The following is a 26,721-nucleotide window of genomic DNA, read 5'->3' on the forward strand; positions in this document are numbered from 1 at the left end:
AGATTGAGGGAAGTTCTCGGTTCTAGAACACAGTCACCCGGGCGTTGGCAGCTCTCTAAGCAAACAATTTACGTGCGTTTTTAGCGGCGGGGAAATGACCGTTTACGGAAACTTGGACGCGAAGGCTTTCCTGAGCGTCCTTAGTTGCAGTAACGGTTAGTTCCCCAGAGCGTTGCACGTGTTTGCGTGAGAGCTGCCAACGCCCGGGTGACGTCCGGCTGGTAACACAAGTAACAGACCTCCCCCCACCTGAACTGTTACACAGTATGCTTAATCCCCATACCCGGAAGTCTGTGTCTCCTCCGTCTCGCTCTCCTCCTCTGTGGAATTCTCTTTTCCGTTAGAGGCCAGTTCTTCTCCGGTTCCCTGATAGTTCTCTGAGCTGGCGGCGCTGTCCTCCGTAAATCCTGTCTTCTCAATGATGTAATCGCTTCTCTCCTTTACATCTGAAGAGGGCTCATAGTCTTCATTGTCAAACAGGAAGGTGTGCAGCTGATCTACGTTTGTCTCCAGGGTTACCGGAATCTCGTCATCCCCGTTTGTTGAATGGGTGAACGGGAAACCTGTGGTCTCACCCAGCTCATAGGACAGCATATTCATTCCCATGGAGAGAATTTCTGATTTGCTGAGATTGGTTTTGATCATAGGGAATACCTTATCCATGATCTCATTGAGTGTACCGATATCTGCCTTCTTTGCCTTATCAACAATCTTTGCAACCACCTCTCTCTGACGCGCTGTCCTCTTGAAGTCATTGCCGGCTGTAAAGCGGATACGCGCATAGGAGACTCCCTGCACACCGTTTACCAGATACGTGCCCTCGCCCGGAAGGTTCTCGTATTCTTTTCCCGTTACCTTTGAAGTCTCCACACAGTAGTTGTTCAGGTGAACACATTCCTCCTCCGTAACGGTGATCTCAATCCCTCCCAGCAGATCAATGATGTCCACCAGAGCATTGAAATCTACTGTCACAAAGCTTTTGATATCCAGATCCAGATTGGTGTTCAGCATGGTGATGGCTCTCTCTGCTCCACCGTTTGCATAGGCCGCATTGGCCTTTGCGTATCGGTCATGACCGATATCCAAATATGTATCTCTGTAAACAGAGACCAGTCTTACCACCTTTGTATCATTGTTGATGCTTGCTATAATAATAGTATCCGTGTTTGTCTGATCAATGTTCCCCTCCCGGGAATCCACTCCGAACAGCGCAATATTTGTGTACCCTTTAATCACTTCATCCGTCTCAGCAGCCTGATTGATGGTTACCTTGCTGCTGTCAAGCTGTTGGATCTGTATACTGTTCAGCTTTTTGTCCAGCTGCACATAGACAAAGGCCCCTCCGCATACCAGAACGAGCAGAAACACCTCGACAATAAAAAGAGTTCTCCTCCTCCTGTATTTTTTGAATGCTGCACTTTTTTTATCTACTTGTCTTTTTCCCATTTTCCATAATTCCTATCTTATTTTATAAATCTGTCGATGGCCTTATTCAACTCTTCTATGGCCTCTGTGTCTCCCGTCTCCACTGCATCCACCAGGCAATGCTGTATATGGTCGTGCAGAATCACCTTGCCTGTATTGTTTATGGCTGCCTTTACTGCCGAGAGCTGTATCAGCACCTCGCTGCAGTCCCTTCCGTTTTCCACCATCTTCTTGATGGATTCCAAATGCCCGATCGCCCTGGAAAGCCTGTTCAATACAGCTTTCGTATTTTCGTGCGTATGGGTATGCACGTGGGAATGTGGACGGTCCTCATTGTCGTGATCATGTATATGGGTGTGCTCAAACACACTGCCATCCTCTCTCACATGCGTATGCTTGTGCGGCTCCATGTCTATTAATTATTCCTCCTTCACCTGCTTCACAGAAATATCCAACTGCCGGAATGGAATCTCTATGCCTGCTTTATCGAATTCTCGTTTTATTTTCTCCGTAATACGCCATCTGGTGGGCCAGTAGTCGTCAGGCTTTACCCAGCCACGCCAGCCCATATCCACCGAGCTCTCTGACAGATTGTCCACAAAGACCTCTATGGACTCTGTCTTTATGATGCCCTCGTCCTCCAGCAAAATCTGCTCCAGAATATCCTTGGCCTCCTTCATATCCGACGTGTAGGAGATACCCACAACCTCCCGGAGCTGTCTTTTATCCTGCCTTGAAATATTGGTGAGACTTGTGTTGGACAGGATTCCGTTGGGAACACTCACCGTCCGGTTGTCTGGCGTCAAAAGGATGGTGTAGAAAAGGTCGATCCTGGCCACTGTCCCCTCGTTTCCGTGCTCATCCTCTTTAATGTAATCCCCCAGGACAAAAGGCTTCATAATCAAAAGTATAAATCCTCCGGCGAGATTTGACAAGGACTCTTTTAAAGCCAGTACAATTCCCACACCCATGGAACCCAACAGGGCTGCTATGGATGCTTCCTTTACTCCCAGATAGGTAGTTGCGATGCTGGAAACCAGAATCACATAGAGCAGGGCTTTCACCAGAGAGTTCATAAAATGTATGGAGCCTTCCTCCAGCCCTGCCCGCACAAACGACCGTTTCACCAGCTTTAACAGAAATTTAATAATTTTACTTCCGATAAAAAGGATAACCAGTGCAATCAGAAGGCGCACTCCGAAGTCTAAGATGGACGGAAGCTTATCCTGAAAGTATTTTACAAATTGATTTACCTCTGCAGCCTGCTGCTGCAGGGTTTCTTCCACTATTGATGTATCCATATTACCTCATATTACGTGCCTTCACGTATTTTTCCTCCAGCTCCTTCTTCAGATCCTTCTTCGCTGCCTTCTTTTTGACCGGAGCTGTCTTTTCCGCTGTCTCCTTAGCCTTCTTGTTAGTGGATGCCTTGGGAGCAGACTTGGTGTAAGAGAAAATTGAGACTGCCATGGGCGGCACCTTGATGGTAATGGAATTTTCTCTGTCGTCACACTCGTCCTTCTTGGACTGTTTCAGCCTGGCATTTACCACCCCGCTGCCTCCGAACTCCTTCCGGTCGCTGTTGAAGATCTCCTTGTATTTGCCTGGATAGGGGACGCCGATCTTATGATTTTCGTATACCAGGGGGGAAAAATTGCAGACAATCAGCAGCATCTCTTCCTTCTTCCTGGTATTTCTGGTAAAGACGAGCATATTCTCATTGGCTGATATGGCGTTGATCCACTCAAATCCATCTGGATTGTAGTCCAGCTGGTAGAGCGCTGGATGCTCCCTGTAAAAGGCATTTAGGGATTTGATATAGTTTTGCATCTGCTCATGCTCCTGGTGCTGTAACAGCTCCCAGTCCAGCGACCTTTCCTCAGACCACTCAGAGTACTGAGCAAAATCCTGTCCCATAAAGAGCAATTTTTTGCCTGGATGTACCATCATATAGCCGTATGCAGCCCTCAGGTTTGCAAACTGCTGGGGACGCTCACCGGGCATTTTCCCGATCATAGAGGCCTTGCCGTGTACCACCTCGTCATGGGAGAGAGTCAGAATAAAGTCCTCGCTGTAGGCGTAAACCATACTGAAGGTCAGCTCTCCATGGCACCCGGAACGGAAGATGGGATCTTTGGACATATAATCTATAAAGTCATTCATCCAACCCATATTCCATTTGTAGTCAAACCCCAGCCCTTCCTCCTCAACAGGAGAAGTAATCTTAGGCCAGGCGGTAGATTCCTCCGCGATCAGCATGGAACCCGGGAACTTCTTCTTATATACGGAATTGAGGTGCTTCAAAAATTCTATGGCCTCTAGATTTTCATTGCCGCCATAGATATTAGCCACCCACTCTCCATCCTGCTTACCATAGTCCAGATAGAGCATGGAAGCCACCGCATCCATGCGAATGCCGTCTGCATGGTACTTGTCCGCCCAAAACAGAGCGTTTGAGATCAGGAAGTTGCATACCTCCGGCCTGCCGTAATTATAAATTAAAGTTCCCCAGTGGGGATGGGAGCCCTGCCTTGGATCCAAATGCTCGTAAAGGCAGGTTCCGTCAAAGGTCGAAAGACCAAAGGTATCTCTCGGAAAATGAGCCGGAACCCAGTCCAGGATAACGCCAATCCCCTGCTCATGCATGTAGTTCATAAAATACATGAAATCTTCCGGGCTTCCGTATCTGCTGGTAGGCGCGTAATACCCTGTCACCTGATATCCCCAGGAGCCGTCAAAGGGGTGCTCCATCACCGGCATCAGCTCCACATGGGTATATCCCATCTCTTTGACATAGTCAGCCACCATTGGCGCAAGCTCCCGGTAGTTGTAAAAGGAGCTGGCTTCCTCCGCAGGTTTTTTCCAGGAACCCAGGTGCATTTCATAGATAAATACCGGCTCTTTTTTAAAGCTCTTTTTCTTCCTGGACTGCATGTAAGCGCTGTCCGTCCACTTAAACGTCCTAAGGTCCGCGATCACAGACGCGTTTCCCGGACGCAGCTCAGCGGCATTTGCGTAGGGGTCTGCTTTCAGGAAGGTCAGTCCTCCCTTTGCCTTGACTTCATATTTATACAGCATACTTGCTTTCAGTCCGGGGACAAAGAGCTCAAAGATTCCAGAATCCCACAGTCTTCTCATGGGAAGCCTTCTGCCGTCCCAGAGCACAAAGTCCCCTACCAGACTCACACGCACTGCGTTTGGAGCCCACACGGCAAAGTAGACACCGTCCACGCCATTTATTGTCATGGGATGCGCTCCCAGCTTCTCATAGATATCGTAGCAGATCCCTGCGTTGAATTTCTTGGTCTCTTTCTCTGTGATTTGGGGCTGATAGGCGTAGGGATCAGCGTACTCCTTTACCTGGCCATTGTCGAATTCCACTTTGTAGGTATAGCCCGGAATCGTCTTTCTCGGGATCAGGACTGCAAAGAATCCCTCTTCATCCTCCAGCTCCATGGGGTACTCTCTCTTGACACCTTCCACCTTTACGGACACTTTCACCGCTGTTGGTATAAAGGTCTGTATCAGGATACCTTCCTCCGTTACATGGGGTCCCATCAGTGCATGGGGATTGTCCTCTTCTGAATATACGACTGCCTCGATTGCGGCCCAGTCCATCATTTCATACAATTTTTCATCCATAAGCGTACCCTCCTGTTTCTTATGTTTCACAGCTTTATTTTATCACAGAAGTAAAAAGGTGAAAAGTAAATCCTGCTACTATTTATTCCAAACTATGGATAAATAAACCGCTGCGCAGCTTCGGCTCAAACCATGTGGATTTGGGGGGCATCAAAAGTCCCGCATCCGCCACTGCAAACAGTTCCTCAATGGATGTGGGGTACATGGCAAAGGCTACGGCGCAGTCTGTCTGCACTCTTCTCTCCAGCTCCTGCAATCCTCTGATTCCGCCCACAAAATCAATCCTGGCATCGGTCTTGGGATCTCTGATTCCCAAAACAGGAGACAGCAGCTCTCTCTGGAGAATGGAGACATCCAGCCCTTCAACAGGATCGGTATTGCAGTACCGGGGCTTTACCTTCAGGCTGTACCACTGATCTTCCAGGTACATGCTGATGCAGCCTTTTTTCTGCGGCGATGTAGCTGTCAAAATCTCTTTCACTTCAAATTTCTCCGCCACTTTCTCCAGAAAGTCTTCCCCGGAAAGGCCATTTAAATCCCTGACCACCCGGTTGTAGTCCATGATATAGAGCTCCTCCCCTGGAAAAAGGACGGAGAGGAAATAGTTGAACTCTTCTCTTTTGCTGTATCCCGGATACGCTCTGCGCCTCTTTTCCCCAACTGCCACCGCGGAGGCTGCCCTGTGGTGGCCGTCCGCTATGTATATCTCCCCTATTGCGCCGAAGATTTCCCCAATCCTGGAAATCTCACTCTCCCGGTCAATACGCCATCCCCGGTGGGTAACCTCGTCCTCTGATGTAAAAGAAAACAGGGGCTGTCTCTCTTTGATCTCTCCCACCAGCTGATCCATATCCGGATTTCTCCGGTAGGCCAGAAAAATCGGGCCGGTCTGGGCATCACAGGCGTCCACATGACAGATACGGTCCTGCTCCTTGTCCGCCCTAGTGTTCTCGTGTTTCTTAATCAAATTGTTTTTGTAATCGTCAATGGATGCGCAGGCAACCAGCCCGGTCTGGCTTCTTCCATCCATGGTCAACTCATAGAGATAGTAGCAGGGTTTCTCCTCCCGGACAAACTCTCCATTTTCCACCATCTCCCACAGAAGGTCATGGGCCTTCTGGTAAACCGCGGGGGCGTAGGGATCTGTGCCGTCCTCCAACTGTGTCTCCGCCCGGTCAATGCGCAGGAAGCTCATAGGCTCCCTGGCTACCTCTTCCTTGGCCTCCTGGCGGTTGTAGACGTCATAGGGGAGCGCTGCAATGCGCTGCGCAAGTTCTTCCCTCGGACGGATTCCAGCAAATGCTCTGATTTCTGCCATATCTTATCTCCTATTCTCTTATATTTATTCTTGTTTTTTTTAACAGACCGGATGATTTTCTTGAAGTAATCCAGCCGTCTGCGTTTCTTCTTCCACTTTGCCAACATCTGTACATCCCTCCGTTCTGGTGCTCTTTCACACTATGCCCTAAATCGGCATCAATGAAACGGAAAAAAGCCGCAAAAATAAATTTTGCGGCTGTCCGGACTATTATTTAATCACACGAACCTTCAGTACGCCTTCCAAATTTTTGACCTTTTGGATTACTTCCTCTGTAGCCGGAGTTTCCAGATCCAGAAGGGAGTAGGCATAGTCACCCTTGCTCTTGTTTACCATATTCGCAATGTTGATGTCTGCCTCGCCGAAAATTGCGGCAAACTGACTGATCATGTTCTTTACGTTCCTGTGATTGATAGCCACACGGCACACGTGGCTGCACTCGCCCATGTCACAGCTGGGATAATTCACAGAATTTTTGATATTTCCGTTTTTCAGATAATCGATCAGTTCCTGAACCGCCATCTTCGCGCAGTTGTCCTCAGATTCCTCTGTGGAAGCGCCCAGATGAGGAATGACAATGCAGTTTCTCTCCCCCGCTGTGGTGGGGTTGGGGAAATCTGTCACATATTTCTTCACCCTTCCGTTCTTTAAGGCTTCCACCATATCTTTTTCATCTACCAGCAGATCTCTTGCGAAGTTTAAGACAACAACCCCCTCCTTCATCAGGGAGATTGCCTCCGCATTGATCATTTTACGGGTCTCATCTAAAAGAGGAACATGGATTGTGATATAATCACACTCATTGTAAATGTCCTTCACATCCTTGATGTGCTTAATGCTTCTGGACAAATTCCACGCCGCATCCACAGAAATATAGGGATCGTATCCATATACCTCCATGCCCAGATGGGTCGCTGCGTTTGCCACCTGTACACCGATTGCTCCAAGGCCAATGATTCCCAACTTCTTTCCCTTGATCTCGCAGCCTGCAAAATTTTTCTTCTCTTTCTCAGCAGCCTTTGCAACCTCTTCATTCTGGCGCTCGCCCTGAACCCAGTTCACACCGCCGATGATATCGCGGGAAGCCAGCAGCATACCGGCAATCACCAGCTCCTTCACACCGTTTGCATTTGCTCCCGGGGTATTGAACACTACGATTCCCTTCTCCGCACACTTTTCCAGGGGGATATTGTTAACACCGGCCCCGGCTCTTGCCACAGCCTCCAGATTTTCCGGAAGCTCCAGATCATGCATAGATGCGCTGCGCACCAGAACCGCGTCCGCCTCCTGAATGCTGTCCACTTTCTCATAACCTTCCTCAAACAGCTCCAGTCCAACCGGTGCTATGGGATTTAAGCATGTATACTTTAACATTTTACAGATTCTCCTCTTCAAATTTTCTCATAAACTCTACCAGCTTTTCCACACCTTCTATGGGCATTGCATTGTAAATGCTGGCTCTCATTCCGCCCACACTGCGATGGCCCTTGAGATTCTCAAAACCTGCTGCCTTGGCCTCTTTTACAAACTTGGCATCCAACTGCTCATCCCCTGTCACAAAGGGAACGTTCATCAGAGAACGGTCTTCCTTCACCACAGTGCCTTTAAAGAGCTTGCTCTGATCCAGGAAATCATACAGGATGGCTGCCTTCTTCTCATTGTGCTCCTTCATTGCCTGAAGGCCGCCCATGTTTTTCAGCCACTTGAACACCTTGCCGCACATATAGATGCAGTAGCAGTTCGGCGTGTTGTACAGGGACTCTGCGTCCGCATGGGTTTTATACTGCAGCATGGTGGGTGTCCCGTCGAGCACATCCTCTGTAATCAGATCTTCCCTGATGATCACGATCACCATCCCTGCGGGTCCGATGTTCTTCTGAACTCCTCCGAAAATGATGCCGTATTTTGTCACATCCACGGGCTCTGACAAGAAGCAGGAGGAAACATCAGCTACCAAAGTCTTCCCTTTAGTGTTTGGAAGCGCCTTAAACTTTGTGCCGTAGATAGTGTTGTTTTCACAGATATAGACATAGTCCGCATCCTCACTGATGGAAAGGTTTGAGCAATCCGGTATGTAGGAGAAGGTCTTATCCTCTGACGTGGCAATCTTGTTTGCCTTTCCGTATTTCTGCGCCTCCTGGAATGCCTTCTTTGCCCACTGGCCTGTCACTATGTAATCCGCCACCTTGTTTTTCATCAGATTCATGGGAATCATGGCAAACTGCTGGGAAGCTCCTCCCTGCAGAAACAGTACCTTATAATTGTCAGGTATGTTCATCAGATCCCTCAGATCCTGCTCAGCCTCTTTGATAATCTTGTCGAAAACCTGAGATCGGTGACTCATTTCCATAACGGACATCCCGGACCCCTGATAGTCCATCATCTCTGCTGCTGCTTCCCTCAACACCTCTTCCGGTAACACTGCCGGTCCCGCTGAAAAATTGTACACTCTGCTCACTTTTCGTTTCCTCCTCATTTTAAAAAGACTTTTTATTCTGTTTATGCTTTCTTGCTTTATCAGTCTAAACTGACTCAATAAAACCTATTTTATCTCTTTGTTAAAATTTCGTCAATAGTATATTTGTAACTATTCAGCAGGTCTGCGCATTTACTGCTCTGACCGTAAGAAAATGATTCAGGAGTGCAAAAATCCCATCACCAAAGGTGATTCTAAATGGATTTTTGTATGTAACTGTGAAGGTACTGAACAGTTACGTATTTTTATAAATCGTCCTGGTCAAACACTTCCTCTATGGGCGCTCCTGCAGGTACCATTGGGAATACTTTGTCGTCACAGTCAATCTGGCACTCAATCACCACTGGTCTTCCAAGCCTGATGGCACGCTCTAAGGCTGGGGCCACCTCCTCTTTTTTGGTAACCAGGATGCCCTCCGCGCCCATGGCTTCTGCCAGCTTCACAAAGTCCACCGCATCGCTTAACACGGTATTGGAGTAGCGTTTTTCATAGAAAAGAGTCTGCCATTGGCGCACCATTCCCAGCACATGGTTATTGATCACCACCTGGACAATGGGGATATTGTAGCGGGCCGCTGTGGCAATCTCGTTCATGTTCATACGGAAACAGCCATCGCCTGCCACGTTGATGACGGTCTTATCCGGACATCCCACCTTGGCTCCCAGACTGGCTCCCAGACCATACCCCATGGTCCCCAGACCTCCGGATGTAATAAAGGTATGTGGCTTTTTGTATTTGTAGAACTGAGCTGCCCACATCTGATGCTGTCCCACCTCAGTGGTGATAATGGCATCGCCTTTGGTGATCCGGTAGATTTCCTCCACGATGTAGGGGCCGGTCAGGGCCTCTTCATTGTATTTCAGAGGATATTTCTTCACAAGTCCCCTGACTTCCTCAAGCCACTGGTCATGGTTGTGGTCCTCAATCCTGGTGTTCAGACGCTTTAACACCTCTTTCACATCACCCTGGATACTGCAGTCCACAACAACATTTTTGTTGATCTCAGCCGGGTCCACATCAATCTGTATAATCTTGGCGTTTTTTGCAAACCGCTTGGAATCTCCGGTTACACGGTCACTGAACCTGGCTCCCACCGTGATCAGAAGATCACACTTAGTCACACCCAGATTTGACGCCTTGGTGCCGTGCATTCCCAGCATGCCACAGTAAAGGTCGTCGTTTGCGTCAAAGGCACCCTTCCCCATAAGGCTGTCCGCCACCGGAGCATGCACCTTTTTCACAAATTCCATCAGTTCTCCGGAAGCATCGGAGATTACTGCACCACCGCCCACAAAGACAAAGGGCTTTTTGGAGTGGTTGATCAGTTCAATCGCCTGATCCAGATCCGCATCCTTAATATAGTCTGTGCTGCGCTCAATGGGGTAGGGCTCCTTTGGAGTGTATTCCGCTTTGTTGGCGGTCACGTCCTTGGTGATATCCACCAGGACAGGGCCCGGCCTGCCGGATTTCGCGATATAGAAAGCCATGCGGATAGTATCTGCCAGCTTATTTACATCCTTTACAATATAGTTATGCTTTGTGATGGGCATCGTAACGCCTGCAATGTCGATCTCCTGGAAGCTGTCTCTTCCCAGAAGGGGAACCCCCACGTTGGCTGTGATCGCCACGATTGGAACAGAATCCATATGAGCAGTTGCGATTCCAGTCACAAGATTTGTAGCTCCCGGACCGGAGGTAGCCATACATACGCCGACCTTCCCCGTAGCCCTTGCATATCCATCTGCCGCGTGGGCAGCTCCCTGCTCGTGGGAGGTGAGGATGTGATTGATTTCTCCGCTGTGTTTGTAGAGCTCATCGTATATGTTTAATATGGTACCGCCCGGGTAGCCGAACACAGTGTCCACTCCCTGCTCTTTCAGACATGCAATTACAATTTCAGAACCTGTCAATTTCATACGCTTTCCCCCTGTTTCATTTTATCGGTGTTTCTAAGATCGCTCCCCTGTTTCCCGATGTCACCATGGATGCGTAACGCGCCAGATAACCTGTGGTAACCTTTGGCTTTCTGGGCTGCCATTTCGCTTTTCTGGCTGCCATCTCCTCATCAGACACTGCGATCTCCAGCTTGTTTTCCGGTATATTAATCTTAATGATATCTCCCTCTTCCACCAGTGCAATGGGGCCTCCCACTGCCGCCTCGGGTGAAACATGGCCTATGGAGGCGCCTCTGGAAGCGCCACTGAATCTTCCGTCCGTGATAAGCGCCACGGAGGAGCCCAGGCCCATGCCCGCGATTTCTGAGGTGGGATTCAACATCTCCCGCATACCCGGGCCGCCCTTGGGGCCCTCATAGCGGATCACCACCACGTCCCCTGCCACAATCTTTCCTGTAAGGATCGCATCACAGGCGTCCTCCTCGCAGTCAAACACTCTGGCCGGTCCCTCATGCACCATCATCTCAGGCACCACCGCGGAACGCTTGACCACACCTCCGTCCGGCGCCAGGTTTCCCTGCAGGACTGCCAGTCCTCCGGTCTCACTGTAGGGATTGTCAATGGGACGGATTACCTGGGGATTTAAGTTCACACAATCCTTTATGTTCTCTCCTACAGTCTTTCCGGTAACGGTCATACATTCTGTGTGGAGAAGTCCTTTTTTATTTAATTCATTCATCACCGCATAGACACCGCCAGCCTCGTTCAGATCCTCTATGTAGGTGGGGCCTGCCGGCGCCAAATGGCATAGGTTCGGTGTCCTGGCACTGATCTCATTTGCAAAGCTGATATCAAAGTCCATGCCGATCTCATGGGCGATTGCAGGAAGATGAAGCATACTGTTGGTGGAGCATCCCAGAGCCATATCCACTGTCAGGGCATTCAGCACTGCTTCCTCTGTCATGATATCCCTGGGGCGAATGTTTTTCTCATACATCTCCATCACCTTCATACCTGCCTGTTTTGCCAGGCGGATACGCTCGGAGTAAACGGCCGGAATCGTACCATTTCCTTTCAGCCCCATTCCAAGTACCTCTGTCAAGCAGTTCATACTGTTTGCCGTATACATTCCGGAGCAGGAGCCGCAGGTGGGACAGGTCTTGGACTCATATTCTTCCAGCTCTTCCTCAGAAAGATTGCCCGCTGTGTAGGAGCCCACGGCTTCAAACATGCTGGAAAGACTGGTCTTTTTTCCCTGTACGTGTCCAGCCATCATAGGGCCGCCGCTGACGAACACAGTGGGTACATTGATGCGCGCGGCTGCCATCAAAAGCCCGGGCACGTTTTTATCGCAGTTGGGCACCATCACAAGGGCGTCAAACTGGTGGGCCATAGCCATAGCCTCCGTGGAATCTGCAATCAGATCCCTGGTCACCAGGGAATATTTCATACCCATGTGCCCCATGGCGATACCGTCACAGACTGCGATGGCCGGGAACACAACCGGGGTTCCCCCCGCCATTGCAACGCCCTGCTTAACGGCATTTACAATCTTGTCCAGATTCATATGTCCGGGGACAATCTCATTGTAGGAGCTGACAATGCCCACCATGGGGCGCTCCATCTCCTCCTTTGTAAATCCCAGAGCATTAAAGAGGGAACGGTGCGGTGCCTGCTGAACACCTTTTTTTACTGCGTCACTTTTCATGTTCTATCCAACCTTTCTTATATTCTCTCCGCAATCAGGTCACCCATCCTGGCAGTGCCGACTTTTTCACAGCCCTTTGACCAGATGTCCCCTGTGCGGTAACCGTCTTTTAATACCTGTTCCACAGCCGCCTCCACAGCATCCGCCGCCTCGTCCAAATCCAGGGAGTAGCGCAGCATCATTGCTGCCGACAGAACAGTGGCGATGGGGTTTGCCAGATCCTTCCCGGCGATATCCGGCGCGGAACCATGGCTGGGCTCGTAGAGCCCGAATTTGGTCTCGTTTAAGCTGGCTGAGGAGAGCATTCCGATGGAGCCTGTCACCATACTGGCCTCATCGGACAGAATATCTCCGAACATATTCTCTGTGAGGATCACATCAAACTGTCCCGGGTTTCTCACCAGCTGCATTGCACAGTTGTCCACCAGCATGTGTTCCAGCTCCACATCCGGGTAGTCCCTTGCCACCTCTTCCACCACTGACCGCCACAGTCTGGAGGAATCCAGCACATTGGCCTTGTCCACGCTGGTGACCTTACGCCTTCTCTTGCGTGCAATGTCAAATCCCCTCTTTGCAATCCTGCGAATCTCTGTCTCATCGTAGACCAGGGTATCTTTTGCCCTGCGGACACCGTTTTCTTCCACGGTCTGCCTTTCTCCGAAGTAGAGACCTCCTGTCAGCTCCCGCATGATCATCATGTCAAATCCAGCTCCGATGATCTCGTCCCTCAAAGGACACGCCTCCTTCAGCTCCTCATAGAGATAGGCTGGCCTTAGATTTGCAAAGAGATTCAACTCCTTGCGGATCTTCAGCAGACCTGCCTCCGGTCTCCGGGACGGCTCCAGCTGATACCAGGGGGATGTGGCCGCATCTCCTCCTATGGAGCCCATCAGCACCGCGTCACTTTCCTTGGCTGAGCGTACGGCTTCATCTGTTAAGGGGACACCGTGTACATCAATGGATGCTCCGCCCAGGAGCACTTCCGTATAATTTAAAGAAAAACCAAATTTTTTTCCAGCTGCATCCAGTACCTTGACAGCTTCTCTCACAATCTCAGGTCCGATTCCGTCGCCCGGAATCACTGCTATATTGTAATCCATTCTCCTCGTCCTTTCCTATGTCGGGCAGACAACGCAAAAACGGCGCCTGCTCCAAAAGTCTTTAGAAAATATAATAATGCATTTTTTTGCGGATTTCAACTATAATCCCGTTTTCCTTACATCTTTCGCAAATTTTTCTATTTCTTTTTTTACTTCGTCCGCTGTCTCACCAGGACTGTAAGAAGGCCTGCCAGTGTAAAATCCCTGGATATAATCCACTCCCTGGCTGATCAGTTCCCTCAATTCCTCACGGCACTCCACTCCCTCCGCCACCACCTTGATTCCATGGTGTTTTGTAAACCGTAGAATATTTTTTACCAGACTTCTCTTCCTGGCGTCCTGATGTATCCCGGTGATCAGAGAATAATCAATCTTCACGTAATCCGGTTCCAGCTTAAGCAGTCTGCTGTCATTGCTGTAGCCTTCCCCAAAGTCATCCAGGGCAATCTGCGCTCCCCAATTCTCAATCATCTCCTGTTTCTTTTTGAGTCTGTCCTTTTCCTCATGCTCCTCCTCGGTAAATTCTATTACCACGCGCTTCATATATTTCCCGTAACTCTTTTCAAATTCTCTGCTCTCCTCCAGAGTCAAATGCTGGTTTGCAATCGAATTGATAAAGATTTTCGCCTCATTATTTACAAGATTTGTCTTGGTGAAGGCTTCCATAGATTTAAACATGGTCAGACGCTCCACCTGCTGAAGCTTACTCTGGGAGCGAGCCAAGGCCAAAAGCTCCATGGGCGTCTTGATATTCTCTGTGCTGGGCCACATCAGAGCCTCATAGGCAAAGATCTCTCCTGTCCTGGCATCCACAATAGGCTGGAACATATATTCCACCAGCTCCTGATCCAGAATCAGATTCAGTTCCTCTCTGCACTGGAGCAGATAAGACTCCTTGCTGTAGCTCTCAAAGCTGAACTCCACCAGATGGCCCTTATTTGTCTTTTTCACTTTATACATGGCGAAGTCAGCGTACCGCACCAGTTCCAGGTAATCCCTGCCGTCGTCAGGGTACCAGGAGATTCCCGCGGAAGCCCTTATGGGCATCTTGCTGCCGTCCGGCAGAGAGATCTTTGTGTTCTTAAACTCCTCAAACATATCCTCCAGTTTCCCACGTATCTGATCCTTCTCCTTCTCACCGTAAAAGAAAGCCATAAACTCATCCCCAGAGAGGCGTGCCACAACGGATGTGCTGCTCCTGTAGTGGCGCAGTACTTTTGCCGCCATGTGAATGTATTCATCCCCGCAGTCATGCCCATAGGTGTCATTAATATATTTCAGGTTATCCAGGTCCAGCATCACCATTGCCCCAACCTCCAAGCTCTTGGGTTCCCGGAAAAGCTCCCGCATTTTATTATTAAATGCCCGCCTGTTGTACAGATTAGTCAGCAGGTCGTAGTCCCTGTCATACTCGATCTTTTTCTTTTCATTCATATCCTTTGTGATATCCGTGGTGACACCGATCATTCTGTCCTTCTTTCGTATCACCTGCACCCTTATCCACTTTCTTTTACCAGCCTCCGGCACCTCCAGTATATAGCTGTCCTTTTCCCCATCCCGCTCCACTACGGAATTTTCCAGCCGTCTCTTGGCCTCATCAAGGAGGTCTCTGGGCACATATTCTCCCTCCTCCTTTGGCCACGGGATATTCAGGCTGGAGCAGAAATCACCGGCACAGTACACCTTATCCGGCTGGGAGTCGGTAAACTCACAGATACCAATACCCACATCGGCCATCCTGATGATGGCTGCCATCTTGGACGCATTTTCCGTCACCTCAGCGCTCAGCTTTTCAATGGTGCTGGTTAGCTCATCCACTTCCTCGATATTTGTTGCATCCAGATGTATGGTCTGTCCTATGCCCGAGCTTTTCAGTTTTTTGGTCAGATAGGTAATGGGACGGGATACCGCCTTGGCAACCAGGATTGCCGCAAAAATCCCAATCAAAATATTTCCGATCAAAATAGAGAGAATGGTCCTCTGAAAGCTAAAGTAAAACTGCAGTAGACGTTTTTTCGGAATGATTCCGGACAGGAGCCAGCGCTCCTGTTCAAAGGGTGTGTTGCGGTTGTAGAGTTTAAGGTGATCAGCCCAAAGGTACACCTCGTCCTCTGTGTCCCCTGCCAGATAAAAATGTTTCTTATCCAGATCCCCTTCTTTCTCCAAGGATACGTTCTCAAGCTGTGATATGCCACGAAGAGAACCGCTCCCAAAAATCAGGCGGTAGTCAGTATCCACTATATCCTCTGTGTGGGATTCCCCCAGCAAAAGGGCATAGCTGGCGCTCTCATCCGCATTCAGTTCTGAGTTCGGCAGATATTTTTTCAGATAATTGACACTGATTTCCACACCTGCGACTCCCACCACCTCTTGGCCGATGCGAAGAGGTATGGAATAGGTAATAATTTTGCCGGACTCATCCTCGGGCAAAAAAAAGGGCTGACACCAGTATCCCAGATCAGAGGTATCCAGCTGCGGATACTCTTCTGCGGCGTGAAAAGGCTTGTAATAAAACGCCCACTCCTCCTTGTTCTCCTCCGTCTCGAAGGATGGCAGCCAGTAGCTCGCCAGGGCGATTTCCTTCTCCTTTGTCACATAGGAGGGACCTCTGAGCGCAATCAGGTCTGAATTGTTTTCCATAGAGGCATAAGGGTTGCTGTCTCTGAAATAGACACCATTTTTCTTATCCTGCCCGTTCTCATCCAAGATGACAAAGGCCCCTGTCACCGTATTTTTGCGCAGTAAATTAAAGAGGTCGTCTGCCAAATCCGCCAGCACCTCCCTTGTGTACTTTTCACTCCGGGACAGTTCCTCAACAGTAAGGTGATTCTTATCCAGATGGTTTTGAATGGTCTCCTCCATGGCTTCACCATCCTCGTAGATGTGTCCCCACTTATTCACCATCTGGTTTTCAAGTGTTTCTTTTCTTCCATCGGCTTTTTCTTGAAAAATGTCAAAGGCATTCTCGCGAAGATTGTTCATTGCACCGCTGGCAAAGATCACTATGTAGATCAGAATTCCTTCCAGGATGATTACGAACAGCAGAGGAAACAATATCCTCCGCTGTAAAGAACCCTTTTTGACGTGCATATGTGCTACTCCTTCTGAGTTTCATCCAACTTTTCTTTCAAGTCCTGCATCCAATTGTCAAAATTTTCTTCTGTGTCAAATCCCTTTGCTGCCTCTTCCCTGCTTACGCCTTCTGCCATCTTCTCTTCAATCAATGCCACATCACTGGCGATTTTATCTGTCATGGCGCTCTCCAGCACCTTTCTCGCAGAGGTTCCTCCCTGAAACGCCTTGTTTGTGTAAAGCGTCTTCTCCGAGCAGGTATCTGCAGCAACCTTAAGCGCCTCCTGCATGGATTCCACAATGGGTTCCTTGGTGTTGGCAAGCGCCTCCTCCAGCTTTTCCCGTGAAAGGGCCGCTTTCTTCACCGGCAGATATCCTGAGAGGATAGAGAAGGAGGTATTCCTCTCTTCCTGGGTAAACCACTTCATAAACTGAACCGCTGCGTACTCCTGTTCCCTGGTTGACTGGAGCACTGCCATTCCTGCGCCCTGCTGCACTGCGCAGGGTTCTCCTCCCTCGAACACCGGTGCCTGGAGTACAATTGCGTCTATAGGATAGCTCTCATCCTCGTTGACAAACACTTCTTTGGGAAAATATCCGGCAGATGAGGAGGACCCCACGAACGCTAACAGATCTCCCACCTTTGTGTCATCGGACCGGAACTTTCCATAAGCGCCGAAATATCCATAAATGCTGGGAATGTAGTAGTTATCCCACAGCTTTTTCATGGTCTCTCTCTCCACCTGAAAAGTAGCTGTCCCGTTTTTTACATTAAAAATCTCCACTCCCAGCTGTTTGGCCCCAATGAGCATATAGTTCGCAACTGCATCTCTCCCGAAGAATGCCTTGCCGCCTGACCACTCATAGTACTGCTTTGCAACCTCAGTAACTCCCTCAACGGTGGACAAATCCTCCAGTGAGGCTTTTGTTTCTTCTGCAAACACGTCCCAGTCTGTCTTATTCATCATAAATATTTCCGTGGATTTTGCCATTGGAAAGATCTTCAGTTTTTCGCTGTCACCGATCTTTCCCTCCTCAATAAATTCCGGCACATACTCATCTAACTCCTCCTGGGTGAAATATCCGTCCAGCTCTGCCACCAGTCCCAGCTGGTCTATTGCATAGACCGTATCCGCATAACCCATGAACAGATTCGGAAGCTCCTCCGCTCCGGCCTTCCCATTGGCTGAGTCCAGCAGCTCGTCCGCCAACTCGTTAACCGTACCATGGTTCTCCGGCTCAATAACGATGCCCTGTTCCTCTCCTTGCGTGGAGTTAAACTCATCCACCAGATTTTCAAACGCCTGCTGCAGTCCCCCTGAATAATAATGCCATATCTTTACGGTCACCGGGTTTTTGGGGTCAAGCTTCACGCTGTTATTTTCCCGGCATCCTCCAAGTACAGCTGTCGCAGCCAGTATTAAGACTGCTGTACATATCTTATATCTTTTCATATTATACTCCCTCTTCCGTCTTTTTCTTAATTTATGAAAAAAATGCCGAACTTCCCGGCATTTTTCGTGTAATCTTATTCTGCGTCTGGTTTTTCAATCTCCGCAATTGCCGCTTTCCTCATGGGAATCCTGCAATTCTTGTTGCTTCCAAATTCTACAATGACATCCTCATCTGTAATATCAATGACCACTCCATAGAAACCGCTGGTGGTTACAACACTGTCACCAACTTCCATTTCCGCCAGCATTGCGTTGAGCCTTTTCTGCTCTTTCTTCTGGGGTCTGATTGCCAGGAAGTACATTGCTCCACCGATTACAACAACGTACATGATAATGAGGCCAATTCCCATACCGCCGCTTGCCGCTGTCCCTGATAATAAGTTCATCTTGCTTCCTCCTCGTGCTTCACACTTCTTTCAGTAAAATATCGTAACTGTCCCGTACTTTCACAGTTACATGCAGAAATCCGCTTAAAATCACCTTCGGTGATGGGATTTTTGCACTCCTGAATCATTTTCTTACGGTCAGCGCAGTAATGCGCAGATCTGTTGAATAGTTACAAAAATCACTGTAAATTATATGATACACAATTTACAGTCTTTCTTCAAGCATTTTTCCAAAAAATTCAATATTTTTTATTCTCCGCATGCAGCCCTTCTAATTTCGCTCTCTTATACTCTTGAAATTTTCCGGCATCAATGGCTCCCCGGATTTCTTCCATGAGATGATTGTAAAAATACAAATTGTGCAGCACACACAGACGCATACCCAGCATCTCTTTTGCCTTGAGCAGATGGCGGATGTAGGCCCTGCTGTAATGGCGGCATGCCGGGCACTGGCACCCCTCCTCTATGGGAGATCCATCCAGCTCGTATTTTGCATTGAAGAGGTTTAACTTTCCACGGCTGGTGTACACATGTCCGTGACGTCCGTTCCGGCTGGGATACACGCAGTCGAAAAAGTCTACACCTCTCTCTACGGCCTCCAGGATATTAGCCGGTGTCCCCACTCCCATAAGATAGGTAGGCTTGTTCTCCGGCAGATGCGGAACTACGGCGTCCAGTATCCGATACATCTCTTCATGGGATTCTCCTACCGCCAAACCGCCCACCGCGTATCCGTCCAGATCCAGAGCCGCGATCTCCTTTGCGTGTTCGATACGGATGTCCTCATAGACAGCTCCCTGGTTGATACCAAACAGCATCTGGCTTGGATTGATGGTATCCTCCAGACTGTTCAGGCGCTGCATCTCGGCCTTACAGCGGTGCAGCCACCTGGTAGTCCTCTCCACGGAAGACTGCACATATTCTCTGGAAGCAACACTGGACGGGCATTCGTCAAAGGCCATGGCAATGGTGGAGGCCAGATTGGACTGAATCTGCATACTCTGCTCCGGTCCCATAAAAATCTTCCTTCCGTCCACATGGGAGTTGAAGTATACGCCCTCCTCCTTTATTTTGCGCAGCCCTGACAGGGAAAATACCTGGAACCCGCCAGAATCCGTGAGAATGGGACGATCCCACACCATAAATTTGTGGAGTCCTCCCATTTTTTTGACTACCTCATCTCCGGGTCTGACGTGGAGATGGTAGGTGTTTGATAGTTCCACCTGGGTTCCTATCTCTTTTAAATCCTCTGTGGAGACCGCTCCCTTTATTGCAGCCGCAGTTCCCACATTCATAAATACAGGGGTCTGGATCACTCCATGTACGGTGTGCAGCTCCCCTCTTTTTGCTTTTCCATCTTTTTTCAGTAATTTATACATATTTCTCCATTTCCTGTCTATACCTTGTGCACATTGCCCTCTAAGTATATATGGAACAGCTTATTTTTGCAATAGCTTCCATTTGCTATTTTTTGTTTTTTGTCATATAATGAATCATGTATGCGCGAAAGAAGCTTACTTATTATTATAAATTTCCGTACATTGGCTGGACAGCTGTTGAGACATTGGACGGGATGGCCGGTATGAGCAAGCAGAGCGATAGCCCGGACTGTGAATACTGGCGGCAGACTATACTACGGATCAGCAACATAGTAAGGAGGATACAGGATATTCCTGTAAACACATATGAAAAATACAAATCTACATACACTTGGAATTGATATCGGGTCCACAACAGTGAAAATCGCTATTTTGGCCCCTGATAAAAAGCTCTTGTTTTCAGACTACGAACGGCACTATGCAAATATCCAGGAGACCCTGGCGGCTCTACTGAAAAAGGCCTATGGCCAGTTAGGTCAGCTCTCACTCTCCCCCATGATCACAGGCTCTGGCGGTCTGACTCTGGCCAAGCACCTGGGTGTGCCCTTTGTCCAGGAGGTGATTGCTGTCTCCACAGCACTCCAGGACTATGCACCCCAGACGGATGTGGCCATTGAACTGGGCGGTGAGGACGCGAAGATCATCTATTTTGAGGGCGGCAGCGTGGAACAGCGTATGAACGGTATCTGTGCAGGAGGCACCGGTTCTTTCATTGACCAGATGGCTTCCCTGCTTCAGACAGATGCAACTGGTTTAAATGAGTACGCGAAGCACTACCAGTCCCTCTACTCCATCGCAGCCCGCTGCGGTGTGTTTGCAAAGTCGGATATCCAGCCCCTAATCAATGAGGGGGCCACCAAAGAGGACCTCTCTGCTTCCATTTTCCAGGCTGTGGTGAACCAGACCATAAGTGGACTTGCCTGCGGGAAGCCCATCCGGGGGCACGTTGCGTTTCTGGGCGGGCCTTTGCACTTTTTGTCAGAGCTCAAGGAAGCCTTTGTCCGCACTTTGAAGCTGGATGAGGAGCATGCTATTGTCCCCGAGAACTCTCACCTCTTTGCAGCCATCGGTTCTGCGATGAACTACCATGAGGAGGTGGTGGTCTCTCTGACTGACATGATTGAAAAGCTCTCGTCTCAGATTAAAATGGAGTTTGAGGTGGCCCGTATGGAGCCTCTTTTCCCAACTCAGGAGGACTACGACGCTTTCATCAACCGCCAGAATCAGTACAATGTGGTGACGGCTGATCTGGAAACCTACGAGGGCAACTGCTTTCTGGGGATCGATGCAGGCTCTACCACCACAAAGGCCGCCCTTGTAGGTGAGGACGGTTCTCTTTTGTATTCTTTCTACAGCAACAATAACGGCAGTCCCTTAAAGACTACCATTCAGGCTATAAAGGAAATTTATGAACTGCTGCCTGCCACAGCCAAGATTGTCTACTCCTGCTCCACAGGTTACGGCGAGGCCCTGATCAAGGCTGCGCTGATGCTGGACGAGGGGGAGGTTGAGACCGTCTCCCACTATTATGCCGCTGCCTTTTTTGATCCTGAGGTGGACTGCATCCTGGATATCGGCGGACAGGATATGAAGTGCATTAAGATTAAAAACCAGACAGTGGACAGTGTACAGCTCAATGAGGCCTGCTCCTCCGGATGCGGTTCCTTTATTGAGACCTTTGCCCAGTCCTTAAATTACAGCGTGCAGGATTTTGCCAAGGCTGCGCTTTTTGCAAAGCATCCCATTGATCTGGGAACCCGCTGTACAGTTTTTATGAACTCCAAGGTAAAACAGGCCCAGAAGGAGGGTGCGGATGTGTCCGACATCTCTGCCGGTCTGGCTTACTCTGTGATCAAAAATGCCCTCTATAAAGTAATCAAGGTCTCCGATGCGGCGGAACTGGGGACGCATATTGTGGTGCAGGGCGGCACCTTCTACAACGACGCTGTGCTCCGCAGTTTTGAAAAAATAGCGGGATGTGAGGCCATCCGTCCGGACATTGCGGGCATCATGGGTGCTTTCGGAGCGGCCCTGATTGCCAGGGAGCGCTACAGTGACGGAACGGAAACCACCATGCTCTCCATTGACAAGATCAACAAACTGCAGTTCACCACTACCATGGCAAAGTGCAAGGGATGTACCAACCAGTGCCGTCTCACCATCAACCGCTTTACCGGCGGTCGCCAGTTCATCAGTGGTAACCGGTGTGAGCGTGGAATTGGCAAGGAGAAGAACAAGGAAAACATCCCCAATATGTTTGATTATAAAAACAAGCTGCTCTTTTCCTACAAGCCCCTGGAGGCGGATGAAGCTGTCCGGGGTGAGGTGGGTATTCCCAGGGTGCTGAACATGTATGAGAACTATCCGTTCTGGTATAAGTTCTTCACTGCCCTGAAATACCGGGTAATCCTCTCACCGCCCTCCAACCGGAAGATTTATGAGCTGGGTATTGAGTCCATCCCCAGTGAGTCGGAGTGCTATCCGGCCAAGCTGGCTCACGGGCATGTCACCTGGCTGATTAAACAGGGCGTGCAGTTTATTTTTTATCCCTGCATTCCTTATGAGAGAAACGAGTTTCCGGACTCCAACAACCACTACAACTGCCCCATCGTCACCTCCTATGCGGAGAACATTAAGAATAATATTGATGAGCTGCGCACGGAAAAGATCGATTTTCGCAATCCATTCATGGCCTTTACCAGCGTGGATACCCTGCGCAGCCAGCTGATCAAGTCTTTCCCTGACATTCCCCAGGAGGAAGTGAACGCTGCTGTAAAAGAGGGCTGGGATGAGCTGGAGAAATGCCGTCAGGCCGTTTTCCGCAAGGGCGAGGAGACTCTGGCCTGGATGAAGGAGAACAACCGCAGAGGAATTGTGCTGGCGGGACGCCCTTACCACATTGACTCGGAAATCAACCACGGTATTCCGGAGCTGATCACTTCTTATGGGATAGCAGTTCTCACGGAGGATGCAGTCTCCCACCTAAATCCCCCGGAGCGTCCACTGATCGTCATGGACCAGTGGATGTATCACAGCAGGCTCTACTCAGCTGCCAACTATGTGAAAACCGTGGACAATTTGGACCTGATTCAGTTGAATTCTTTTGGCTGCGGTCTGGATGCGGTTACCACAGATGCGGTCAGTGACATTTTATCGAACTCAGGAAAAATTTACACTTGTCTGAAAATCGATGAGGTAAATAACCTGGGGGCTGCGCGCATCCGTATCCGTTCCCTGATCTCCGCGATCCGCGTGCGGGAACAGAAGAAGATAAAGCGCACCGTTGTCCCTGCCAATATGAAGCGTGTTGTCTTCACAGAGGAGATGCGCAAAAATTATACCATCCTCTGCCCACAGATGTCCCCCATCCATTTCAGCCTGCTGGAAGCTGCCTTCAACGCATCCGGCTACCGACTGGAGGTGCTGGACAATGATAACCGCTCCGCTGTGGATATGGGACTGAAGTATGTCAACAATGACGCCTGCTACCCCTCCCTTATTGTGGTTGGTCAGATTATGGATGCTCTTTTGTCCGGCAGGTATGACCTGGATAAGACAGCGGTATTGATTTCTCAGACAGGAGGTGGCTGCCGGGCCAGCAACTATATCGGATTCATCCGAAGAGCTCTGCAGAAGGCTGGCTATGAGCAGGTTCCAGTTATCTCCATCAACTTGAGCGGTCTGGAGAAGAATCCAGGATTTAAGCTTTCCTACTCCATGGTCATGCGCGGTATGTATGCTTTGGTTTTCGGTGATCTGTTTATGCGCTGTGTTTACCGGATGCGCCCGTATGAGAAGGTGAAGGGATCTGCAAATAAGCTGCACAAGAACTGGGAGATGCGGTGCAGGAAGTTTATTGCAGGACGTCGCCCATCCTACAGCCAGTTTAAAAAGATGTGCCGTGAGATAGTCCGGGACTTTGACCAACTTCCCATCACAGATGTGAAAAAGCCAAAGGTAGGTGTTGTGGGAGAAATTTTAGTAAAATTCCTGCCAGCAGCAAACAACCACCTGGTAGACCTGCTGGAATCTGAGGGAGCGGAGGCTGTGGTTCCGGATCTTATGGACTTCCTTCTCTACTGCTTCTACAACAGCAATTTCAAGGCATCAGAGCTAGGAATGAAGAAATCCTCCGCCCAGATCGCCAACGCGGGCATCAAGGCACTGGAACAATTTCGAAGGGCCGCCGCAAGAGAACTGGAAAAGAGCGAGCACTTCACAGCACCCGCCCGCATCCAGGATCTGGCAAAATACGCAGAGCCCATCGTATCCCTTGGAAACCAAACAGGTGAGGGCTGGTTCCTGACCGGAGAAATGTTGGAACTGATCCACTCCGGAACCAACAACATTGTATGCACACAGCCCTTTGGCTGTCTGCCGAACCATGTGGTTGGAAAAGGGGTGATCAAAGAACTACGGCATCAGTATCCGCTTTCCAATATTGTAGCTATCGACTATGACCCAGGGGCCAGTGAGGTAAACCAGCTGAACCGAATTAAACTGATGCTTTCCACTGCATTGAAGAATATGCAATTTTGACCGGGTCATTTCCGGAAATTACCTGGTCACTTTTCAAAAATTACCCGGTCACTTTTCAAAAGTGACCGGGTAATTTTTAAATATTCTCAATCTGCCAATCAATTGGCTCTATCCCATTTGCCTTTAAAAACTTATTTGCTCTGCTGAAAGGCCTACTTCCAAAAAATCCTCTGCTGGCCGAGAGAGGACTTGGGTGAGGTGACTCCAATATCATGTGTCTGGGGTTTGTCAACATAGACCGCTTCATCTGAGCGGGTCTCCCCCATAAAATAAAAACAATGGGACGATCCTGCTCATTCAGAATACGAATAGCTGCATCCGTAAATTCCTCCCAGCCTATTCCCCTGTGAGAGTTGGCCTGATGCGCACGCACAGTGAGTACTGTATTCAGCATCAAAATCCCCTGTTTGGCCCACTTTGTCAAATATCCGTTGTTGGGTATATAACACCCGCAGTCATCGTGCAGCTCCTTATAAATATTCACCAGCGAGGGGGGAATCTCCACATCCGGCTTTACAGAAAAACACAGACCGTGTGCCTGGCCCTCCCCATGGTAAGGGTCCTGGCCCAAAATCACTGCCTTTACCTCCTTCAAAGGAGTAAACGCAAAGGCATTAAAAATATCATCCGGCGCAGGGAATATTCTTTTCGTCTGGTACTCTGTATTTATTGTGGCATAAAGCTTTTTATAGTATGGTTTACTGAACTCCGGCTTCAATGGTTCCAGCCAATCGTTGCTTATCGGCGGCATCTTATCTTCCTCCTTTTTCGTTTCCCGTTTCGACCAGGTCATTTCCGAAACTGACCTGGTCAGTTTTGAAAAATGACCTGGTCGAAAATGACAAATATGTTAATATCGCACAAAAACGCCTCTCTCATTCAGGTATTTTTTTAACTCCCGTATCTCCATCTCTTTGTAATGAAACAGAGATGCCGCTAACACTGCATCTGCTCTTCCCTCTGTCAGGGCATCATAGAAATGTTCCATCTTCCCTGCTCCACCGGAAGCAATGACAGGTATGGATACGTTTTCCGCTATGGTCCTGGTCAATTCTAAATCGTATCCCTCTTTTGTCCCGTCACAGTCCATGCTGGTTAAAAGGATCTCCCCTGCCCCCAGCTTGTCTGCCTTCATTGCCCATTCTACGGCATCAATCCCCACATCAATGCGTCCGCCGTTTTTATAGATGTTCCATCCACTTCCATCCGTCCGTCTGCGGGCATCGATGGCTACCACGACACACTGGCTGCCAAACTTGTCCGCTGCTTCACTGATCAATTCCGGCCGGTTGATGGCTGAGGAATTGATGGAAATCTTATCCGCTCCCTCCCGTAAGAGAGCCCTGAAATCCTCCACCGTCCTGATTCCTCCTCCCACTGTGAATGGAATAAAGACTTTCTCCGCCACCTTGCGCACCATGTCCGCGACAGTGGCTCTTGCATCGGAAGATGCTGTGATATCCAAAAAGACCAGTTCATCCGCTCCCGCCTTGTCGTATGCTGCCGCAATTTCCACCGGATCTCCCGCATCCCGCAGATTTACAAAATTTACCCCTTTCACAACCCTTCCGTTATGTACATCCAGACACGGAATAATTCTCTTAGTGAGCATCTAACACTCCTCCTTCCCAATGGCAGCAAAATTCTTCAGTATCTGAAGTCCCAGATCACTGCTCTTCTCGGGATGGAATTGACAGGCAAATACATTCCCCTTCTCCACAGACGCATGTATCTGCGTACTGTACCAGGTCGATGCCTTCACTATCTCCGGATCTTTCGCTTTTAAATAGTATGAATGCACAAAATAGACATAGGGCTTTTCTTCAATTTCCTGAAAAAGCCTCCCGTTGTTCTCCAATTCCAATGAATTCCACCCCATATGTGGAATCTTCAATCCTTCATGCTCCGGAATGCGCAGGATTTCTCCTTCCAGTATTCCCAGACCTTCTACTCCGGGGCACTCATCGCTGCGCTCAAATAATAACTGCAGTCCCAGACAGATTCCAAGAAAGGGCGTTTTCTTTTCCACAACCTGACGGATCACCTGATCCATTCCATACTCTTTCAGCTTCCCCATGGCATCTCCAAAGGAGCCCACTCCGGGCAGAATCACCTTGTCCGCTCTCAAAATCACATCCCTGTCTCTAGAAATCACCGGTTCCTCCCCCAGATGAACCAGCGCCTTTTCCACACTTTTCAAATTTCCGGCATCGTAGTCAATAATAGCGATCATATTTTCACTCCTCATCTGCTGTTCTAACACGCCTGCACCTGTCCTGTATACAAAGTTGCAAGGAAAGCCTGCCACTATTGTCTTTTGCATACTG

18 protein-coding genes are annotated in these 26,721 nt (G+C 49.2%); 1 reads left to right on the plus strand and 17 read right to left on the minus strand.

Annotated features, from left to right (window positions below):
• Positions 1–270: 270 nt before the first annotated feature.
• The 14 genes from AC0THY_RS15905 to tgt form a co-directional block, all read right to left on the minus strand.
• On the minus strand, positions 271–1,446 hold the full coding sequence (locus tag AC0THY_RS15905) for an LCP family protein (RefSeq protein ID WP_489991580.1): 1,176 nt from the start codon (positions 1,444–1,446) through the stop codon (positions 271–273).
• A gap of 17 nt (positions 1,447–1,463) precedes the next feature.
• The gene (locus tag AC0THY_RS15910) at positions 1,464–1,793 is read right to left on the minus strand and encodes a metal-sensing transcriptional repressor (protein WP_489994209.1); all 330 of its coding nucleotides are present in this window, start codon (positions 1,791–1,793) and stop codon (positions 1,464–1,466) included.
• Positions 1,794–1,844: 51 nt separating this feature from the next.
• A complete protein-coding gene (locus tag AC0THY_RS15915) occupies positions 1,845–2,726 on the minus strand; it encodes a mechanosensitive ion channel family protein (RefSeq protein ID WP_489991581.1) in 882 nt (293 codons plus the stop codon).
• A gap of 1 nt (position 2,727) precedes the next feature.
• Positions 2,728–5,067, minus strand: a complete 2,340-nt coding sequence (glgB, locus tag AC0THY_RS15920; protein ID WP_489991582.1) for a 1,4-alpha-glucan branching protein GlgB — start codon at positions 5,065–5,067, stop codon at positions 2,728–2,730.
• An 82-nt stretch (positions 5,068–5,149) separates the two neighbouring features.
• On the minus strand, positions 5,150–6,385 hold the full coding sequence (locus AC0THY_RS15925) for a DUF1015 domain-containing protein (protein ID WP_489991583.1): 1,236 nt from the start codon (positions 6,383–6,385) through the stop codon (positions 5,150–5,152).
• Positions 6,386–6,595: 210 nt separating this feature from the next.
• Complete coding sequence (locus AC0THY_RS15930) at positions 6,596–7,759, minus strand: phosphoglycerate dehydrogenase (protein ID WP_489991584.1); 1,164 nt, start codon at positions 7,757–7,759, stop codon at positions 6,596–6,598.
• A gap of 1 nt (position 7,760) precedes the next feature.
• The gene (gene serC / locus AC0THY_RS15935) at positions 7,761–8,843 is read right to left on the minus strand and encodes a 3-phosphoserine/phosphohydroxythreonine transaminase (protein ID WP_489991585.1); all 1,083 of its coding nucleotides are present in this window, start codon (positions 8,841–8,843) and stop codon (positions 7,761–7,763) included.
• A gap of 263 nt (positions 8,844–9,106) precedes the next feature.
• Positions 9,107–10,777, minus strand: a complete 1,671-nt coding sequence (gene ilvB / locus AC0THY_RS15940) for a biosynthetic-type acetolactate synthase large subunit (protein ID WP_489991586.1) — start codon at positions 10,775–10,777, stop codon at positions 9,107–9,109.
• 16 nt (positions 10,778–10,793) lie between these two features.
• Complete coding sequence (ilvD, locus tag AC0THY_RS15945) at positions 10,794–12,464, minus strand: dihydroxy-acid dehydratase (RefSeq protein ID WP_489991587.1); 1,671 nt, start codon at positions 12,462–12,464, stop codon at positions 10,794–10,796.
• 17 nt (positions 12,465–12,481) lie between these two features.
• Positions 12,482–13,564 carry a 3-isopropylmalate dehydrogenase gene (leuB, locus tag AC0THY_RS15950; protein WP_489991588.1) on the minus strand — a complete coding sequence of 361 codons (1,083 nt, stop codon included), beginning with the start codon at positions 13,562–13,564 and terminating at the stop codon, positions 12,482–12,484.
• Positions 13,565–13,663: 99 nt separating this feature from the next.
• Positions 13,664–16,654 carry an EAL domain-containing protein gene (locus AC0THY_RS15955; protein WP_489991589.1) on the minus strand — a complete coding sequence of 997 codons (2,991 nt, stop codon included), beginning with the start codon at positions 16,652–16,654 and terminating at the stop codon, positions 13,664–13,666.
• Positions 16,655–16,659: 5 nt separating this feature from the next.
• Complete coding sequence (locus tag AC0THY_RS15960; protein ID WP_489991590.1) at positions 16,660–18,090, minus strand: ABC transporter substrate-binding protein; 1,431 nt, start codon at positions 18,088–18,090, stop codon at positions 16,660–16,662.
• Between the two features lie 74 nt (positions 18,091–18,164).
• On the minus strand, positions 18,165–18,440 hold the full coding sequence (yajC, locus tag AC0THY_RS15965) for a preprotein translocase subunit YajC (RefSeq protein ID WP_489994210.1): 276 nt from the start codon (positions 18,438–18,440) through the stop codon (positions 18,165–18,167).
• A 275-nt stretch (positions 18,441–18,715) separates the two neighbouring features.
• Positions 18,716–19,855, minus strand: coding sequence for a tRNA guanosine(34) transglycosylase Tgt (tgt, locus tag AC0THY_RS15970; protein ID WP_489991591.1), 1,140 nt, complete (start codon positions 19,853–19,855; stop codon positions 18,716–18,718).
• Positions 19,856–20,161: 306 nt separating this feature from the next.
• Here tgt and AC0THY_RS15975 point away from each other — a divergent pair, with 306 nt between their 5' ends.
• Positions 20,162–24,394, plus strand: a complete 4,233-nt coding sequence (locus AC0THY_RS15975) for an acyl-CoA dehydratase activase-related protein (RefSeq protein WP_489991592.1) — start codon at positions 20,162–20,164, stop codon at positions 24,392–24,394.
• A gap of 76 nt (positions 24,395–24,470) precedes the next feature.
• Here AC0THY_RS15975 and AC0THY_RS15980 read toward each other — a convergent pair whose 3' ends face one another.
• The 3 genes from AC0THY_RS15980 to hisH all read right to left on the minus strand — a co-directional run bounded on the left by AC0THY_RS15980 (position 24,471) and on the right by hisH (position 26,627).
• On the minus strand, positions 24,471–25,145 hold the full coding sequence (locus tag AC0THY_RS15980; RefSeq protein ID WP_489991593.1) for a uracil-DNA glycosylase: 675 nt from the start codon (positions 25,143–25,145) through the stop codon (positions 24,471–24,473).
• A gap of 99 nt (positions 25,146–25,244) precedes the next feature.
• Positions 25,245–26,006, minus strand: coding sequence for an imidazole glycerol phosphate synthase subunit HisF (gene hisF, locus AC0THY_RS15985; protein WP_489991594.1), 762 nt, complete (start codon positions 26,004–26,006; stop codon positions 25,245–25,247).
• Complete coding sequence (hisH, locus tag AC0THY_RS15990) at positions 26,007–26,627, minus strand: imidazole glycerol phosphate synthase subunit HisH (RefSeq protein ID WP_489991595.1); 621 nt, start codon at positions 26,625–26,627, stop codon at positions 26,007–26,009.
• Between the last annotated feature and the right edge of the window lie 94 nt (positions 26,628–26,721).

This window comes from Ruminococcus sp. 8Y-12, assembly GCF_058119865.1.

Excerpts from the sequence above, each read along its gene's own strand:
- tgt (WP_489991591.1), bottom strand. The coding sequence starts at position 19,855 with ATGTATAAATTACTGAAAAAAGATGGAAAAGCAAAAAGAGGGGAGCTG.
- AC0THY_RS15975 (WP_489991592.1), top strand. The coding sequence starts at position 20,162 with ATGAAAAATACAAATCTACATACACTTGGAATTGATATCGGGTCCACA.
- yajC (WP_489994210.1), bottom strand. The coding sequence starts at position 18,440 with ATGGGAATTGGCCTCATTATCATGTACGTTGTTGTAATCGGTGGAGCA.
- AC0THY_RS15955 (WP_489991589.1), bottom strand. The coding sequence starts at position 16,654 with ATGCACGTCAAAAAGGGTTCTTTACAGCGGAGGATATTGTTTCCTCTG.
- AC0THY_RS15960 (WP_489991590.1), bottom strand. The coding sequence starts at position 18,090 with ATGAAAAGATATAAGATATGTACAGCAGTCTTAATACTGGCTGCGACA.
- AC0THY_RS15925 (WP_489991583.1), bottom strand. The coding sequence starts at position 6,385 with ATGGCAGAAATCAGAGCATTTGCTGGAATCCGTCCGAGGGAAGAACTT.
- glgB (WP_489991582.1), bottom strand. The coding sequence starts at position 5,067 with ATGGATGAAAAATTGTATGAAATGATGGACTGGGCCGCAATCGAGGCA.
- AC0THY_RS15980 (WP_489991593.1), bottom strand. The coding sequence starts at position 25,145 with ATGCCGCCGATAAGCAACGATTGGCTGGAACCATTGAAGCCGGAGTTC.
- AC0THY_RS15915 (WP_489991581.1), bottom strand. The coding sequence starts at position 2,726 with ATGGATACATCAATAGTGGAAGAAACCCTGCAGCAGCAGGCTGCAGAG.
- AC0THY_RS15905 (WP_489991580.1), bottom strand. The coding sequence starts at position 1,446 with ATGGGAAAAAGACAAGTAGATAAAAAAAGTGCAGCATTCAAAAAATAC.
- hisF (WP_489991594.1), bottom strand. The coding sequence starts at position 26,006 with ATGCTCACTAAGAGAATTATTCCGTGTCTGGATGTACATAACGGAAGG.
- hisH (WP_489991595.1), bottom strand. The coding sequence starts at position 26,627 with ATGATCGCTATTATTGACTACGATGCCGGAAATTTGAAAAGTGTGGAA.
- ilvB (WP_489991586.1), bottom strand. The coding sequence starts at position 10,777 with ATGAAATTGACAGGTTCTGAAATTGTAATTGCATGTCTGAAAGAGCAG.
- AC0THY_RS15930 (WP_489991584.1), bottom strand. The coding sequence starts at position 7,759 with ATGTTAAAGTATACATGCTTAAATCCCATAGCACCGGTTGGACTGGAG.
- leuB (WP_489991588.1), bottom strand. The coding sequence starts at position 13,564 with ATGGATTACAATATAGCAGTGATTCCGGGCGACGGAATCGGACCTGAG.
- ilvD (WP_489991587.1), bottom strand. The coding sequence starts at position 12,464 with ATGAAAAGTGACGCAGTAAAAAAAGGTGTTCAGCAGGCACCGCACCGT.